The 15,468-nt window shown below is 71.8% G+C and carries 14 protein-coding genes; 7 read left to right on the top strand and 7 right to left on the bottom strand.

Features of this window, described 5'->3' with window-relative positions; translation table 11 throughout:
- Positions 1–105 precede the first annotated feature (105 nt).
- Positions 106–3,096 carry a BTAD domain-containing putative transcriptional regulator gene (locus MUY22_RS02510; RefSeq protein ID WP_247056591.1) on the bottom strand — a complete coding sequence of 997 codons (2,991 nt, stop codon included), beginning with the start codon at positions 3,094–3,096 and terminating at the stop codon, positions 106–108.
- 89 nt (positions 3,097–3,185) lie between these two features.
- Here MUY22_RS02510 and MUY22_RS02505 point away from each other — a divergent pair, with 89 nt between their 5' ends.
- Together MUY22_RS02505 and MUY22_RS02500 are read left to right on the top strand one after the other, a co-directional pair.
- A complete protein-coding gene (locus MUY22_RS02505) occupies positions 3,186–4,055 on the top strand; it encodes an alpha/beta fold hydrolase (RefSeq protein WP_247056589.1) in 870 nt (289 codons plus the stop codon).
- A 4-nt stretch (positions 4,056–4,059) separates the two neighbouring features.
- Positions 4,060–4,431: a glyoxalase gene (locus MUY22_RS02500; RefSeq protein ID WP_247056588.1), complete on the top strand. Its 372-nt coding sequence runs from the start codon at positions 4,060–4,062 to the stop codon at positions 4,429–4,431.
- Between the two features lie 80 nt (positions 4,432–4,511).
- Here MUY22_RS02500 and MUY22_RS02495 read toward each other — a convergent pair whose 3' ends face one another.
- Positions 4,512–4,877 (bottom strand): RNA-binding S4 domain-containing protein, encoded by a 366-nt coding sequence (locus MUY22_RS02495; RefSeq protein ID WP_256475414.1) that lies wholly within the window; start codon positions 4,875–4,877, stop codon positions 4,512–4,514.
- 207 nt (positions 4,878–5,084) lie between these two features.
- On the opposite strand from MUY22_RS02495, the gene MUY22_RS02490 reads away from it, so the two are divergent.
- Complete coding sequence (locus MUY22_RS02490; protein WP_247056585.1) at positions 5,085–6,641, top strand: GMC oxidoreductase; 1,557 nt, start codon at positions 5,085–5,087, stop codon at positions 6,639–6,641.
- A gap of 30 nt (positions 6,642–6,671) precedes the next feature.
- On the opposite strand, the gene MUY22_RS02485 is transcribed toward MUY22_RS02490, so the two are convergent.
- Positions 6,672–7,157 carry a carboxymuconolactone decarboxylase family protein gene (locus tag MUY22_RS02485; RefSeq protein WP_247056583.1) on the bottom strand — a complete coding sequence of 162 codons (486 nt, stop codon included), beginning with the start codon at positions 7,155–7,157 and terminating at the stop codon, positions 6,672–6,674.
- Entirely contained in the window at positions 7,154–8,230 is a 1,077-nt protein-coding gene (locus MUY22_RS02480) for a dihydrodipicolinate reductase (RefSeq protein ID WP_247056581.1), read from the bottom strand. The genes MUY22_RS02485 and MUY22_RS02480 overlap by 4 nt, the downstream gene beginning before the upstream one ends.
- Before the next feature lie 115 nt (positions 8,231–8,345).
- Here MUY22_RS02480 and ilvD point away from each other — a divergent pair, with 115 nt between their 5' ends.
- A complete protein-coding gene (ilvD, locus tag MUY22_RS02475; RefSeq protein WP_247056579.1) occupies positions 8,346–10,037 on the top strand; it encodes a dihydroxy-acid dehydratase in 1,692 nt (563 codons plus the stop codon).
- On the opposite strand, the gene MUY22_RS02470 is transcribed toward ilvD, so the two are convergent.
- Both MUY22_RS02470 and MUY22_RS02465 read right to left on the bottom strand, forming a co-directional pair.
- A complete protein-coding gene (locus MUY22_RS02470; protein ID WP_247056577.1) occupies positions 10,016–11,386 on the bottom strand; it encodes a class I adenylate-forming enzyme family protein in 1,371 nt (456 codons plus the stop codon). The two genes, ilvD and MUY22_RS02470, sit on opposite strands and share 22 nt — an antisense overlap.
- 16 nt (positions 11,387–11,402) lie before the next feature.
- Complete coding sequence (locus MUY22_RS02465) at positions 11,403–11,816, bottom strand: SsgA family sporulation/cell division regulator (RefSeq protein WP_247056575.1); 414 nt, start codon at positions 11,814–11,816, stop codon at positions 11,403–11,405.
- A 390-nt stretch (positions 11,817–12,206) separates the two neighbouring features.
- Between MUY22_RS02465 and sigK the strand changes: the two genes are divergently transcribed.
- From sigK to MUY22_RS02450, 3 genes are all read left to right on the top strand, one after another.
- Positions 12,207–12,803 (top strand): ECF RNA polymerase sigma factor SigK, encoded by a 597-nt coding sequence (gene sigK / locus MUY22_RS02460; RefSeq protein WP_247056573.1) that lies wholly within the window; start codon positions 12,207–12,209, stop codon positions 12,801–12,803.
- The gene (locus tag MUY22_RS02455) at positions 12,800–13,525 is read left to right on the top strand and encodes an anti-sigma factor domain-containing protein (RefSeq protein WP_247056571.1); all 726 of its coding nucleotides are present in this window, start codon (positions 12,800–12,802) and stop codon (positions 13,523–13,525) included. Before sigK ends, MUY22_RS02455 begins: the two co-directional genes overlap by 4 nt.
- 162 nt (positions 13,526–13,687) lie before the next feature.
- Entirely contained in the window at positions 13,688–14,359 is a 672-nt protein-coding gene (locus tag MUY22_RS02450) for a fasciclin domain-containing protein (protein ID WP_247056569.1), read from the top strand.
- A 58-nt stretch (positions 14,360–14,417) separates the two neighbouring features.
- On the opposite strand, the gene MUY22_RS02445 is transcribed toward MUY22_RS02450, so the two are convergent.
- Positions 14,418–15,422, bottom strand: coding sequence for an LLM class flavin-dependent oxidoreductase (locus MUY22_RS02445; protein ID WP_247056566.1), 1,005 nt, complete (start codon positions 15,420–15,422; stop codon positions 14,418–14,420).
- Between the last annotated feature and the right edge of the window lie 46 nt (positions 15,423–15,468).

Below are 15,468 nucleotides of genomic sequence, written 5' to 3'. Positions count from 1 at the left end.
GATCAGCCGCGTGTCTCGCGTGATTGAAGGCGTGTCTCGCGTGATTGAAGGCGTGTCTCGCGTGATTGAAGGCGGATCTCGTGTGATTGGGGGGTCGACACGGCGTCAGGCGTGGGACTCCAGGGCGGCGATCCAGTGGGGGGCCTTGCAGCGGTGGGCCAGTTCCCGGGCCTGGCGGTAGTGCGAAGCCGCAGGAAGGTTCAGAGCCGTCGCGAGTTCGGCCAGGTAGAACGCCACCGGGCGGAGTGTCAGCAGGCCGCTGCCCGCGCCGGCCAGCTCGGCCGCCGCCGGGAGGAGCGCGTCGTACAGGCGGGTCATGGCGGGGACGTCGCCGGTGTTGATGGCCGTCAGGGCTTGGAGGGACAGGTGGGCCTCGTACAGGAGGTCGTGCGGGGCGTCGCCCGTGTAGTCCACTGTGGACGCTCCTCGTTGCGTCCGGTGACACCGCAGGGCGAAGTCGAGGATGCCGTCCTCCAGGCCGGTCATGCCCGTCCCCGGGAGGCGGGCGGCCGCCGCGCGGAACAGCGCCTCCGCCGCCGGGTCGTCCGTGATGCTCGCCCGCAACGCGCGGTACCACTGCGTGAACACGCCGACCAGCGGCAGGTCGTGGTCGGCGGCCAGGCGGTCGGCCGCCTCGGCGTGGACGTCGGCCGCGGGCAGGTCGGCCAGTGCCGAAAACGCCTGGACCAGCACCAGATGACCCAGCACTTCGAACGTCACCAGGCCGTGCGCCGCGGCGACGTCGACCAGTTCACGGCCGATGCGCGCCCGCTCCGGGGCCAGCCCGGCCCGGTCGAACGCCTGCATGAACCGCGCGTTGAGCGCGAACGCGAGCAGCGCCGGCTCACCCAGTCCCCGCGCCAGGGCTTCGGCTTCGAAGGCCGCCTCCCGGCCGCGGTCGCCACCGGTGTTGCGCAGCTCCAGCGCGAGCGTCGCCAGCAGCCGCGCGCGCTCGGCGCGGCGCTCCGGCGGCAGCGCGACCAGGGTCTTCTCGACGACCGTGACGATCCGCGCGGCCAGTTCCGGGTCGTCGTTGGCCGTCCAGACCGCCGGGACGTCGAACGCGCCCAGCACGGACGCGGTCAGCACCGGGTCGCCGAGGGACTCCGCCAGCGTCACGGCTTCCGCGCGGTGCTCGCGTGCTTGGGCCAGCGCACCCGTGACCGCCAGCGCCCGCACCAGCCCCATGATCAGGTCCAGCCGCTCCCGGACGTCGTCGCCGGCCCGGTCGAGCGCGGCCCGCCACAGCCGCGCCGCCTCGTGCGGGGCCACCCGGCGCTCGGCGCGCTCCGCCGCCAGCCGCGCGTACCGCACGGCGGCCGGGCTTTCCGCGAGCAGGAAGTGGTGGGCCAGCGCGTCGACGTCGTCGGGGCGCAGCCGCTCCAGCGCGGCGCCGGCGTCGGCGTGCCAGCGGGCGCGGCGCGTGCGCGAAAGATCGTCGTACAGCGTGTCCCGCACCAGGTCGTGCGCGAACCGGACCCGCCCGGGCGCGGGCTCGACCAGGAACCCGGCCCGGACCGCGGCTTCGACGTCGTCGAGGACGTCGGTGCCGCACAGCGAGCCGAGCAGCCCGAGGTCGACGTCGCGGCCGAGCACCGCCGCGCGGCGCAGCACTTCCCGCGTGCCGGCGGGCAGCCGCGACGTGCGGTGGCGGACGACGTCGCGGACCCCGGGCGGCACGACGGCGTCGGAGTCGGCGTCGAAGAGCCGCGCGAGCTCCCGCACGAAGAACGGGTTGCCGCCGCTGCGCCGGTGGATCGCCGCCGCGGTGGGCGCGGGGACGTCGTGGCCGAGCGTCGCGCGGACGAGGTCACGCACTTCGGTGGCCCCGAGGCCGCCCAGGTAGACGCGGGCGGGTTCGGCCCGCGCGACGCGGCCGAGGAAGCCGGCCAGGGTGGCGGGCAGGTCGGTGCTGCGGTGCGTCCCGACGACGAGCACGCGCCGCACCGACGGATCCGCGACGACGGAGGCCAGCAGCGTGAGGGTTTCCGCGCCGGCCCACTGCAGGTCGTCGAACACGAGCAGCAGCGGCGCCTTGCGGCCGAGCGCGGCGAGGTGGGCGGCGACAGCGCGATGACGCCGGAACCGCGCGGCCACGGGGTCGCCACCCGGTTCGGGATCGAGCGGCACCGCCTCGCCCAGAATGCGGGTCCACGGCCACACCGCGGGCAGGCCTTCGTCGTCCGGGCTGGCGCCCCACGCCGTCGTCCAGCCGTTGGCGGCCAGGCGCGCCGAGAACGCCTCCGCCAACGCGGTTTTGCCCGCACCCGCCTCGCCGGAGATCAGCGCCAGCCGCAGCCGGCCGGTGCGGGCGGTGGTTGCCTCCGCGGCCAGCCGGGCCAGTTCGTCCGCGCGTCCCACCAGGGGCGAGACGGCCGGAGCCGCCGCCAGGATGTCCGCCTCCGCCTGGCGCAGCCCCGGGCCGGGGTCGACGCCCAGCTCCGCCGCCAGGACGTGCCGCGCCTGCCGCAACGCGCCCAGCGCGTCACCCTGGCGCCCGGCCCGGTAGAGGGCCAGCGCGAGCAGCCGCCAGCCGTCCTCCCGCAACGGCCACGCCTCGACGTGCGCCGCCAGGTCCGGCACCGCCTCGGCCGCGCGGCCCAGCTCCAGCAGCGCCGCCGCCCGCCGCTCGACGCCCAGCCGGCGCAGCTCGTCGAGGCGGTTGATCTCACCGCGGGCCCAGGGCTCGTCGGCGAACTCGGCGTACGCGGGCCCGCGCCACAGCGCCAGGGCTTCGTCCACTGGGGACAGTGCCGCGCCGGGCGTGGTCACCGCCGCCTCGAAACTCCAGGCGTCGACGGACTCCGCGCGCAACGCGTACCCGGGTCCCGAGGTGACGAGCAGCCGGGCCGGGGTCCGCGGCGCCCGATCGGGTTCCAGCGCGCGGCGCAACGCGGACACGAACGTCTGGAGTGCGCCGACCGCGCCCGCGGGCGGGTCCGGCCAGAGGTCGTCGACCAGGACGTCCACCGGCACGACCCGGCCGCGCGCGATCAGCAGCCGCGCCAGGACCGCCCGGTGCCGCGGGCCCTTGAGCGCCAAGGGACCCCGCTCGTCCTCGGCCACGAGCGGACCGAGCACGCCGAACCGGACCATGCACGCACTGTAACGCGCTCAGCCGGCGCTGACCCTGCGCTGATCGGCTTGACGCAGGCTCGCCGGGCAACCACCGCGAAAGGACGTCCATGCAGATCCCCGGGTTCGACTACCAGCGCGTCACGGTCGGTGACGACGTAGCTCTCAACGTCGCCGTCGGCGGCTCCGGCGCCCCGATCGTGCTGCTGCACGGCTTCCCGCAGACCCACCTAATGTGGCGGCACGTGGCCGCCGACCTCGCCGCCGACCACACCGTGCTCGTCCCCGACCTGCGCGGCTACGGCGCCAGCGACAAGCCGGCCGACACCGGCGAGACGTACTCGAAGCGCACGATGGCCGCCGACGTCGTGGCCGTCGCCCGCGCGTTCGGGCACGAGCGGTTCGCCCTCGCCGGGCACGACCGCGGCGCGCTGGTCGCCATCCGGGCCGGCCTCGACCACCCGGATGCCGTCTCCCACCTGGCGATCCTCGACGTCCTGCCGACCCTCGACATGTGGGACGTGCTGCACGGCGTGAGCGCGGCGGTCGGCTTCCACCTGTACCTGATGGCCCAGCCGCCGGGCCTGCCCGAGACGCTCATCGCCGGCGCGCCCGACGCGTTCTTCGGGTACTTCCTCGACGCCTGGACGCTGGCGCCGGACGCGATCCCGGCCGACGTCCGCGCCGAGTACCTGCGGGCCTGCCGCGAAGCCGTGCCGTCGATCGTCGCGGACTACCGGGCGAGCGCGACGGTGGACGTCGAGCACGACACGGCGTCAAGGGCGGCGGGCGACCGGCTCGGCATGCCGGTCACCGTGCTGCAGCAGGACTGGGGCGCCGCACTCGGCTACGACGCGACGGCGCTGTGGCGCCCGTGGACGGCCGATCTGCGCCACCGCACGGTGTCGTCCGGGCACTTCATGGCCGAGGAGGCGCCCGCCGAGGTCGTGAAGGAACTGCGGGAGCTGGTGGCACGCTGAGGGCATGACCTTCGGCGTGCACCACGTCCAGCTGGCCATCGAGCCGGGCAGCGAGGACCGCTGCCGCGCGTTCTACGTCGGCGTGCTCGGGCTGACCGAGATCCCGAAGCCGCCGGAGCTGGCCGCCCGCGGCGGGCTGTGGTTGCGAGCCGGCGGGCTGGAACTCCACCTCGGCGTCGAGACGGGCTTCCGGCCCGCCCGCAAGGCGCACCCGGGAATCCTCACCGACGACCTCGACGCGCTGGCGGCCCGTCTCGAAGCGCACGGCAGCCCGGTGGAATGGGACGACGGTTTCCCCGGCCACCGCCGGTTCTACACAAGCGACTGCCTCGGCAACCGCCTGGAATTCCTGACGCCGGTCCCACCGCCCACCTGACCCGAAAGCCGTGAATGCCACATCGAGGGACGCTAGGTCCCTCGATGTGGCATTCACGGCTTTCAGCGGTGGAGGTGTGGCTAGAGGTCCGGGGAGCGGAACGCGTCCAGCACGCGGCGCTCCCTTTTGGTCGGTCGGCCCGCGCCGCGGTCGCGGCGGGCGACCGGGATCACGGACTCCGGGGTCGGCTTCGGCGTCCGGTCCAGGAAGCACGTCGCGGCGTCCGGCGCGCCCACGCGTTTCTGGATCACCCGTACCACGTCGAGGATCCTGGTCGTGCCGCCGACGCGGACGCGGACCTCGTCGCCCGGCACGACGGTCGTCGCGGGCTTCGCCGGCTTGTCGTTGACGCGCACGTGGCCGCCCCGGCACGCCGCCGCGGCGTCCGGGCGGGTCTTCATCAGCCGGACCGCCCACAGCCAGCGGTCCACACGGGTCGACTCCACAGTCGTCCATCATGGCCCATTCGCGCCAATGCTGCGCCGTGCCTGGAGGTTACTCGCGAGTATATGTCGACTTGTCTGTACCAGTGAGCTATAACGTGTTCTAAATACCTCAACGGTGAGGAACATCAGATGAGCGACAAAGCTATGGAGAGAACAAACTCTGGCGGTCTTTCCCGACGTCTCTTCATTGCAGGAACAGGTTCTATCTTGGCCGGGGCCGCGCTCGCCGGCCGCGCCGCCGGTGCGACGCCGAGAGCGGCCGGCCCCATTCCCGACGGGGCCCGGGTCCCGGCCCTGGTGATCGGCTCCGGCTACGGCGGCCAGGTCACCGCCCTGCGGCTCGCGCAGGCCGGCGTCGACGTCCAGCTCGTCGAAATGGGCATGGCCTGGGACACGCCCGGTTCCGACGGCAAGATCTTCGCCAACACGACCACGCCCGACCAGCGCTCGTTCTGGTTGCGCACCCGCACGAAGCAGCCGCTGTCCAACTTCCTCGGGTTCCCGATCGACAAGGACATCCCGAAGTACACCGGGATCCTCGACGCCGAGGAGTTCAGCGGCATCACCGTGTACCAGGGCCGCGGCGTCGGCGGCGGCTCGCTCGTCAACGGCGGCATGGCCGTGACGCCGAAGCGGGAGAACTTCGGCGCGATCCTCCCGACGGTCAGCGCCGACGAGATGTACAACACCTACTACCCGCGCGCCAACGCCGGTCTCGGCGTCGGCCTCATCGACCCGGCCTGGTTCGACACCGCCGAGTGCTACCAGTACGCGCGGGTCGGGCGGAAGCAGGCGCAGCGGTCCGGGTTCCCGTTCGTCTTCGTGCCGGACGTGTACGACTGGAACTACATGAAGCAGGAGCAGGCCAACACCGTGCCGCGCTCGGCGCTGGCCGGGGAGATCCTGTACGGCAACAACTACGGCAAGAAGTCGCTGCAGAAGACCTACCTGCCGCAGATCCAGGCGACCGGCCGCGTCACCATCTCGCCGCTGCACCGGGTGGCGAAGGTGACGCCGGCGTCCGGCGGCGGTTACACCGTCACGATCGAGCAGCTCAACACCACGGGTGACGTGTCGGCGACCAAGGTCGTGACCGCGGCCAAGGTCTTCTTCGCCGCGGGCAGCGTCGGCACGAGCAAGCTGCTGGTGAAGCTCAAGGCCACCGGCGCGCTGCCGAACCTCAACGGCGAGGTCGGCAAGAACTGGGGCGACAACGGGAACGTGATGGTCGGGCGGGCCAACCAGATCTGGGACCCGACCGGCAGCCTCCAGTCGTCCATCCCGTGCGGCGGCATCGACAACTGGGCCGCCGGCGGCGCGTTCGCGGAGGTCGCACCGCTGCCGACCGGGATCGAGACGTGGGCGTCGTTCTACCTGTCCATCACGAAGAACCCGAACCGCGCGCAGTTCAGCTGGAACCCGTCGACGCAGAAGGTCGACCTGAACTGGCAGACCGCCTGGAAGCAGCCCGGGATCGACATGGCCAAGACCATCTTCGACAAGATCAACTCGAAGGAGGGGACGATCTACCGGACCGACCTCTTCGGCATCTACAAGATCTGGGGTGACCATCTCACCTACCACCCGCTCGGCGGCGCGGTGCTGAACAAGGCGACCGACAACTACGGCAGGCTCGCCGGGTACCGGGGCCTGTACGCGATCGACGGTTCCCTGATCCCCGGCAACACGAGCGTCAACCCGTTCGTCACCATCACCGCACTGGCCGAACGGAACATCGAGAAGATCATCGCCACGGACTTCTGACCCGAAGGTCGTGAGGGGCTCGCGGGCCCCTCACGACCGATGGGACGGGAGGACGCAGGCGACGTCGAGACCCAGGACGTGGTTGAGCCGCCCGAAGGCCAGCCACGAACCGAGGCTCATGCTCAGCTCGACGACCTCCTTCTGCGTGTAGTGCTCGGCCATCCGCTTCCAGAACTCGTCGTCGATGCTGTGGTGGTCGAGCGCGTACCGCTCGGCGTACTCGGCCGCCAGGCGCGTCCGCTCGTCGAACAGGTCCGTCGTGCGCCACTCCGAGACGGCGTCGGCGAACTCCTCTTCGACCTTGACGCCGTCGCGTTCGGTGCGCCAGTCGAGGCAGAAGACGCAGCCGTTGATCTGCGCGATCCGCAGCCGCGCGGCCTCGAACTCCCGCAGCCCCAACGTGGTGTGCGAATAGACCGCCAGCGAGAACTTCGAGGCGGCGACCCCGATACCGGGCACCATTTCGCCCCACACGTACCCGATCGGGTCCTTGCCCTCGGGGATGTCGATGTTCACGAGCGCCTCCTTCCGAGCTTGCCGGCTGCCGGGCGCAGCGGGACGTCGAGTGCGTCGTAGAGGCCGGGTTTCGCGTCGGCCAGCCAGTCGATCGCGCCGACGAGGCGGCCGACCGCGGTGGCGTTGCCGCCCGCGGACCGGTTTTCGCCTTCGTCGCTCGCTTCGACGCTGACCTCGATGCGCGGCCGGCCTTCGATGATCACGCGGTGGGCGCCGTCGCCGCTGGGCGGCGTGGGCCAGTCCGGCGCGCACGCCGGGTGGATGCGGGTGACGTGCTCGATGACGATCCGCGGCTCGCCGCCGACGATGCCCTGGACCTCGAACCGCACCGCGCCCTGGGTGCCCTTCTCGAACTCGCCCATGGTCCGCGTGGACACGGTTTCCTCGAGCGGACGCCGGTGCAGCGTCTCGCGCAGCTCGTCGACCTCGACGCCGAGGCCGCGCGCGATCAGCCGGACCTGCCCGCCCCACACCATCGACGGCACGCCGGTCATCAGCATCGGCGGGTCGTAGTCCATCGGCTGGCCCATGCCGACCAGGTACCGGACGGAGTCGGGCTGCTCGTAGGTCGAGTAGTCGAAGATCTCCTGGCAGCGGATGACGTCGACGTCGGTGCCGAGCCCGCTGATCAGCAGCGGCAGCACGTCGTTGCCCCAGCCGGGGTCGACGCCGGAGACGAACAGCGAGCCGCCGCCGTCGGTGATCGCCGCCAGGACCGGGTCCCGCAGCTCCGGGGGCGCGTTGCGCTGGTCGTAGAGCGGGTAGAGGGCCGGCGTCACGACGATCGCGCCCGAGCGGATCGCGCGCACGATGTCGGCCAGCGCGTCGTCGAAGCGGACGTCGCCGGAAGCGGCGTAGACGATCGCGCGCGGACTCGCGCCCAGCACCGCCTCGACGTCGTCGGTCGCGGTGACACCCAGGTCGCCGACACCGGCGAGCGCGCCCGCGTCCTTGCCGACCTTGTCCGGGTTGTGCACCAGCACCGCGGTCAGCTCCAACGCGGGATGGGCCTCGACGGCCCGGATTGCGGCCCGGCCGACGTTGCCCGTGCCCCACACCACTGTGGCGATCATTTCGCCGAGTTTTCGCCCGTTCGCCCGGGTCCGGGAAGGGAACCGTTCCGGTGAGCGGACCGCGCGGACGCGGGTAGCATCCAGTGCGTCCGAACGTCGTATCGGAAGGCGCGTCATGACGATCGACCCGAAGCCCCGCAGCCGCACGGTCACCGACGGGATCGAGGCCGCACCCGCCCGGGGCATGCTCCGCGCCGTCGGGATGGGCGACGACGACTGGCGCAAGCCGATCATCGGCGTCGCCAGCTCCTGGAACGAGATCACGCCCTGCAACCTGTCGCTGGACCGGCTGGCGCAGGCGTCGAAGGAAGGCGTGCACGCGGCCGGCGGCTACCCGCTGCAGTTCGGCACGATCTCCGTCTCCGACGGCATTTCGATGGGCCACGACGGGATGCACTTCTCGCTGGTGTCGCGGGAGGTCATCGCGGACTCGGTCGAGACGGTGATGCAGGCCGAACGCCTCGACGGCTCGATCCTGCTGGCCGGCTGCGACAAGTCGCTGCCCGGGATGCTGATGGCCGCCGCACGGCTCGACCTCGCGTCGGTCTTCCTCTACGCCGGCTCGATCGCCCCCGGCTGGGTGAAGCTGACCGACGGCACCGAGAAGGACGTCACGCTGATCGACGCCTTCGAAGCCGTCGGCGCGTGCCGGGCGGGCCGGCTGAAGACCGCCGACCTGGACCGCATCGAACGCGCCATCTGCCCCGGTGAGGGCGCCTGCGGCGGGATGTACACGGCCAACACGATGGCGTCGGCGGCCGAGGCGATGGGGATGAGCATGCCGGGATCGGCCGCGCCGCCGTCCGCGGACCGGCGTCGTGACAACTACGCGCACCTGTCCGGCGAGGCCGTGGTCGGGTTGCTCGAACAGGGCATCACCGCACGCGACATCCTCACGCGGGAGGCGTTCGAGAACGCCATCACCGTCGTCATGGCCCTCGGCGGCTCGACCAACGCCGTGCTGCACCTGCTGGCCATCGCGCACGAGGCGAAGGTCGCGCTCGACCTCGACGACTTCAACCGCGTCGGCGACCGCGTCCCGCACCTGGGCGACCTGAAGCCGTTCGGCAAGTACGTCATGAACGACATCGACCGCCACGGCGGCATCCCGGTGCTGATGAAGGCCCTGCTCGACGAGGGCCTGATCCACGGCGACGCGCTCACCGTCACCGGTCGCACGGTGGCCGAAAACCTGGCCGAGCTGAACCCCGAGCCGATCGACGGCGAGGTCCTGCGCAAGCTGGACAACCCGCTGCACCCGACCGGCGGCATCACCATCCTGCGCGGCTCGCTCGCGCCCGAAGGCGCCGTCGTGAAGTCCGCGGGCTTCGACACGGCCGGCTTCGAGGGCCCGGCGCGCGTGTTCGAGCGCGAGCAGGAGGCGATGGCCGCGCTGAACGAGGGCCAGATCGAAGCCGGCGACGTCGTCGTCATCCGCTACGAAGGCCCCAAGGGCGGGCCGGGGATGCGCGAGATGCTGGCGATCACCGCGGCGATCAAGGGCGCGGGGCTCGGCAAGGACGTCCTGCTGCTGACCGACGGCCGGTTCTCCGGCGGCACCACCGGCCTGTGCATCGGGCACGTCGCGCCCGAAGCCGTGGACGGCGGGCCGATCGCCTTCGTCCGCACCGGCGACCGGATCGCCGTCGACATCAAGGCCCGCAGCATCGACCTGCTGGTCGACGCGGCCGAGCTGGCCCGCCGTCGCGAGGGCTGGGAGCCGCTGCCGAACAAGTTCCCGGAGGGCGTGCTCGGCAAGTACGCGAAGCTGGTCCGGTCGTCGTCCTACGGCGCCGTCACGACCTGAGCGAGCGCGCGCTTGTCGACCTTGCCGACTTCGGTGTGCGGCAGCGCGTCGGCGAAGGACACGCTCGCCGGGACGTAGTGCTCCTGACCGAACGCCTTTCGGGCGTGGGCCTGCAGTTCTTCGACGGTGACCCCGTCGGCGACGACGACGGCGTGCAGCACCTGGCCGTCCACGGTGTGCCTCCCGAAGACGGCGGCCGCGCGGACGGCGGGGTGCGTCGCGAGGGCGTGCTCGACGACGGTCGAGGGCACCTTCGTGCCGTGCTCGCCGACCACGACGACGTCGTCCACGCGGTCGAGCAGGTAGAGGTAGCCCTCGTCGTCGAAGCGGCCGAGGTCGCCGGTGCGCAGCCAGCCGGCGCCGACCTCCGGGCCGCCGAGGTAACCGTCCATCATGGACAGTCCGCGCACCTCGACCTCGCCGTCGGCGAGCCGCGCCTCCATCCCGGGCACGATCCGGCCGACGGAGCCGAGCCGCTCGGGGTGCCCGATCAGCTCGGCGGCGGAGATGCTCGCGATCATCGGGGCTTCGGTGAGGCCGTAACCCTGGCCGACGACCGGGCCGAAGACGTCGAGCGCCTGCGCGAGCCGGTGCGGCGGCAGCGGCGCGGCGCCCAGGGAGAGTGAGCGGACGCTGCTGACGTCGGTGCTCGTCAACGCCGGGTGGTCCAGGACCGCGGCGAGACGCGGTGGCGTCAGGGAGAGCGTGTCGATCCGGTGCTGCTGGATCGCTTCGAGGACGGCGCCCGCGTCGAAGCCGTCCTGGAGCACGAGGGTGTCGCGGCGCAGGAGCGCGCCGAACACGGTGGCGTTGCCGGTCATGTGCGTCATCGGCGCGACGAGCAGCGTGCGGCCGGGGCCGTCCGGCGACGGCGCGAAGATGTAAGCCATGCCGTCGTAGATGCCGCTGTGCCGGATGAGCTTCGGGGTGCCGGTGGTGCCACCGGTGGGGAAGAGGACGCGGACGGCGCCGGGCAGGTGCCGGTCCCGGAGCTCGCCGTCGAGGTCGTCGAGGGTGCGGACGTCGTCGCCGGGCCAGTCGTCCGGCCGGTCGGTGACGACGGTGGTGACCCCCGCCGCGGTGGCCGCGGCGAGCCGGTCCTGCCGCGGCGCCGAAGCGGCGACCAGCAGCACGGTCGCCCCGCGCAGAAGCGCCGCGAGCTGCACGAGCAGGGTCTCCGGCCGGTTCCGGACGTCGATGGCGACGACGTCCACCTCGCCCAGGCCGCCGTGCAGCCGGCGCAGGCGGTTCCGGGCCTGGTGGTAGGTCGTGACGCCGTCCTGGTGGAACAGGACGCGGTCGCCGCCGTCGTCGAGGGCGGCCAGGACGGTCGTCAGGAAGAAGCTCACCCGCCGACGGTACTGCTCAGTCCTGGTAGGAGAGCTTCTCGAGTTCGGTGTCGAAGTCGAACCAGTCGCTCTCGCTGCCGGCCGGGATGACCTCGTACGTCGTGTCCAGGAAGGCGGCGAGCTCCTTCGCGGGCGCCTCGAGCACGGCGGCGCCGTCCGGGGAGGTCAGCTCGACGATCACCAGCTCCGGGTTGCCGGCGGGGCCGATGCGCACGTCACCGTCGCCGCAGCGGGCGAGCAGGCCGTCGGCGAGCAGGTCGCGCCCGAACAGCCACCGGACGGCGTTCGCGCCCGCGTGGAGCACGACGGCGACCGCGTACGGGTCGCGGGTGTCGTACTCGAGCTCGGCCGGCACCGGCTTCGGCTCCGCGCCGAAAGTGCGGAGGGCGAAGTCGACGCTGGTGCTGGTCAGGCTGTGCGGCTCGGCCATGGGGTGGCCCCTCACGTCTCGTCGGTTCTGTCGATCTTGCTCTGGAGATAACCCATAGTGAGGTCAATGCCTTCTCAATGCGAAAGCGTTTCACTCCATAGGGGGACCGAGAAGTGCTAAAGGTCACCGTGAGCGCGAACAAACGGGCAACGCGCAGCCTCGAACGTGAAGGATTCGTCGCGACTTTCACGAAGCGGCCGGACCGGACCGAGTCCGCGACACCAGGTCTTCGGAGCCGCTGACCGGACGGATGGGTCCGGCTGCCGAACTTGCCCCGTCAGGGTGGGACACGCCACCTCATCGCCGCACAGACCAGTCCGCCGCGCCCGCCGGTCGCGAATCCCCCGCAGATGCCGGAGGGCGTCGTGGGTGACGTGGAGGTTGCCGGGGATGGGTGAGCGTGGGCGGCTGCGGCTGCATACGGACGAGGCTCCGGTGACCGTGGCCAGTGCCGAGGAACTGCTGCAGCGGGTCGGGGCCGGGGACGAGAGCGCTTTTTCGGCGCTCTACGACCTCATCGCCGGTCCGGTGCTGGGTCTGGCGATGCGCGTGCTGCGCAACCACGCCCAGGCCGAGGAAGTGGCGCAGGAGGTACTGGTGGAGGTGTGGCGCAAGGCCACGAGGTTCGCCCCGGAGCGCGGCAGCGCGCTGTCGTGGGTGCTGATGATCGCCCACCGCCGGGCCGTCGACCGCGTGCGCTCCCACCAGGCCGTGCTCGACCGCGAGGACAAGGTCGGCCGGATGGACGTGCAACGGCCGTTCGACGAGGTCACCGAGTCCACCATGGCCAGCCTGGACCAGGAGCGGGTGCGCCAGTGCCTGTCCGCGCTGACCGACCTGCAGCGCGAGTCCATCGTGCTGGCCTACTACAACGGCTACACCTACCCGGAAGTGGCCGAGGTGCTGAAGGTGGCACCCGGCACCGTCAAGACCCGGATCCGGGACGGGCTCATCCGGCTGCGCGACTGCTTGGGGGTGGAACGATGACTGCCGAACTGCACACGCTGACCGGCGCTTACGCGCTCGACGCGGTGTCCGATGCGGAACGTGCCGAGTTCGAACGGCACCTCGGGGAGTGCGCCGCCTGCCGCCAGGAGGTCGAAGAGCTGCGGGCGACCGGCTCGCGGCTCGCCGTCGCCGTGGCGGTCGACCCGCCGGCGGAGCTGCGGGCCCGCGTGCTGGCCGAGGTGACCCGGACCCGGCAGGTGCCGCCCAAGGTGACCGCCATCGGCGCCGCGCCCGGCCGGGCGCGGACCTGGCAGGTGCGCGTCGCGCTGCTCGGCGCCGCCGCCGCGGCCGTCGTGGCGGTCGCGTTCGGCGTGCACACCGCCTCCAGTGACCGGCAGCTCGACACCGCCCAGCAGGAACAGGCGTCGCTCAACTCGGTGCTGACCGCGCCGGACGCCTCGACGCTCAAGGGCTCCGGCCAGAGCGGCGCCACGCTCGTGGTGTCGCGCGGCCAGGGCAAGGCCGTCCTGCTCGCCTCCGGGTTCCCGGCGCTCGACGCGGGCCACGCCTACCAGGTGTGGTTCACCGGCACCGGCGGCACGCGGTCGGCGGGGCTGATGCAACCCGAGTCGCCGCACCAGATGCGCCCGATGCTCGCCGCGATCCCGCCGGGCACCGACCACATCGGGATCACCGTCGAGCCCGCGGGCGGTTCCGCCGGCCCGACGACCGCGCCGGTCAGCACGATTTCGCTTTCTTGACCAGTTTCGCCGAAACGCCGGCAGGGTGACACGGTTTCGCTTTCACCGCGCAGTGAGCCGTGTCACCCGATCGGACCCAATCCGTTTTCGCCGCAGCCCCGAATGACCCACAACAAACAGTTCCGAGTGAACTGTCCAAGCCGCTTAATGGAGTGATTTTTCGTGCGTAACCTTCGTATCGCCGGTATCGGTCTGACGGCGGCCGCCGCGCTCACCCTGACCGCGTGCAGCGGCAGCGACACCGCGTCGTCGGGCAGCTCCAGCGCCCCGGCCCCGTCGTCCTCGATGGCCGCCCCGTCCTCCAGCGCCGCCGCGGGTGCTTCCGATGGCATGACGACCAACGCCGACGTCTTCGGTCCGGCCTGCTCGCAGCTGCCGCAGGGTTCCGCGCCCGGTTCGCTGGACTCGATGGGCCCGCAGCCCGTCGCCTCCGCCGCGTCGACCAACCCGCTGCTGACCAAGCTGGTCGCCGCGGTCAAGGCCACCAACCTGGTCGACACCCTCAACAGCGCCCCCGCCATCACGGTGTTCGCGCCGGCCGACCCGGCCTTCGCCGCGTTGGGTGACGCCAAGTTCAACGAGCTGGCGGGCAAGCCGGCCGAGCTGTCGCCGATCCTGCAGTACCACGTCGTCGGCAAGCGTTACGACGCCAAGGGCCTCGCGTCCGCCGGCACGCTCGACTCGCTCAACGCCGCCGGTGGCCCGCTGAAGATCGAGGGCACCGGCGACAACATGACCGTCAACGGCGCGAAGATCCTCTGCGGCAACATCCCCACCAAGAACGCCACCGTCTTCGTGATCGACAAGGTGCTGACCCCGGGCACCAACAAGTAAGCATTCCCCGGATCAGTCCACAGTGGCCTTATCGAGGCCACTGTGGACTTTCCGCGTCTCAGGGGTGCCGGCCGAGCTCCGGGCCGAGCTTCGTCGCGATGTCCGTGAGGATCTGGACGTAGTCCTCGTGCTCGAAGGTGAACGGCAGCGCGAACGCGACCTCGTCGATTTCCCGGAATGCGGCGTGGGCGTGCAGCCGCTCGGCGATTTCCGCGGAAGTGCCGACGAAATCGGGGGAAAACAGCATTCGCGCCGGGCCCTGCGGGGTTTCCGTGCGCGGCAGCCGTTTCGCGGCGAACGCCTCGTATTTGGCGCGCTGTTCCGGCGTGGCGCTGTCGGTCGGGACGACGACGAGCCCCTGCGATACCCGCGCGTTCTCGCCGTCGGGGTGGGCGGCGCGGAAGGTCCGGATGTGGGACAGCTGGATGTCCGCGAAGTCGTCCGCCTCTTCGGCCTTGACGACGCTGCTGGTCAGGAAGTTCATCCGGTGCTTGCCGGCCCACTCCGCCGAGCGCAGGCTCGCGCCGCCGTACCAGAGGCGGTCGCCGAGCCCGGGCGCCTGCGGCTGGACGCGGTCGGAGAACACCTCGAAGCCCGCGGTGCCGCTGAACTCCGTCGCCGGCTCGCCGCGCACGAAGTCCAGCAGCCGCTGGACGCGCTCGTAGCTGAAGTCTTCGACGTCCGCGGTGTCCGGGTAGAGGGCCGGCTTGACCTCGTCCCAGCGCATCGGCGGCCCGACGCTCAGGCCCGGGTTGAGCCGCCCGCCCGAGAGCAGGTCGACCGTGGCGAGGTCCTCGGCCAGCCGCAGCGGGTTCTCCCAGCCCAGCGGGATCACCGCGGTGCCGAGGTGGATCCGGCTGGTGCGCTGCGACGCCGCGGCCAGCACGGCGACCGGCGACGAGATGCCGTACTGCAGGTGGCGGTGCCGCACCCAGGCGCTGTCGAAGCCGAGCTGTTCCCCGAGCTCGATGATCTCGAGGGTCGATTCGTGGCCGCGGCGCGGGTCGGCCGCGTCGAACAGGCCGATGGTCAGGAAGCCGAGCTTCCGCAGGGGTCGCGACACCGGTGTTCCTCCACGATCCGGGACGGGATGACGCTCTCGATTCTGC

Origin of the sequence: Amycolatopsis sp. WQ 127309, assembly GCF_023023025.1 — a bacterium.
Taxonomy (GTDB): domain Bacteria; phylum Actinomycetota; class Actinomycetes; order Mycobacteriales; family Pseudonocardiaceae; genus Amycolatopsis.
The sequence above is the reverse complement of the archived record's forward strand: the minus strand, read 5'-3'. Positions and strand labels throughout refer to the sequence as shown.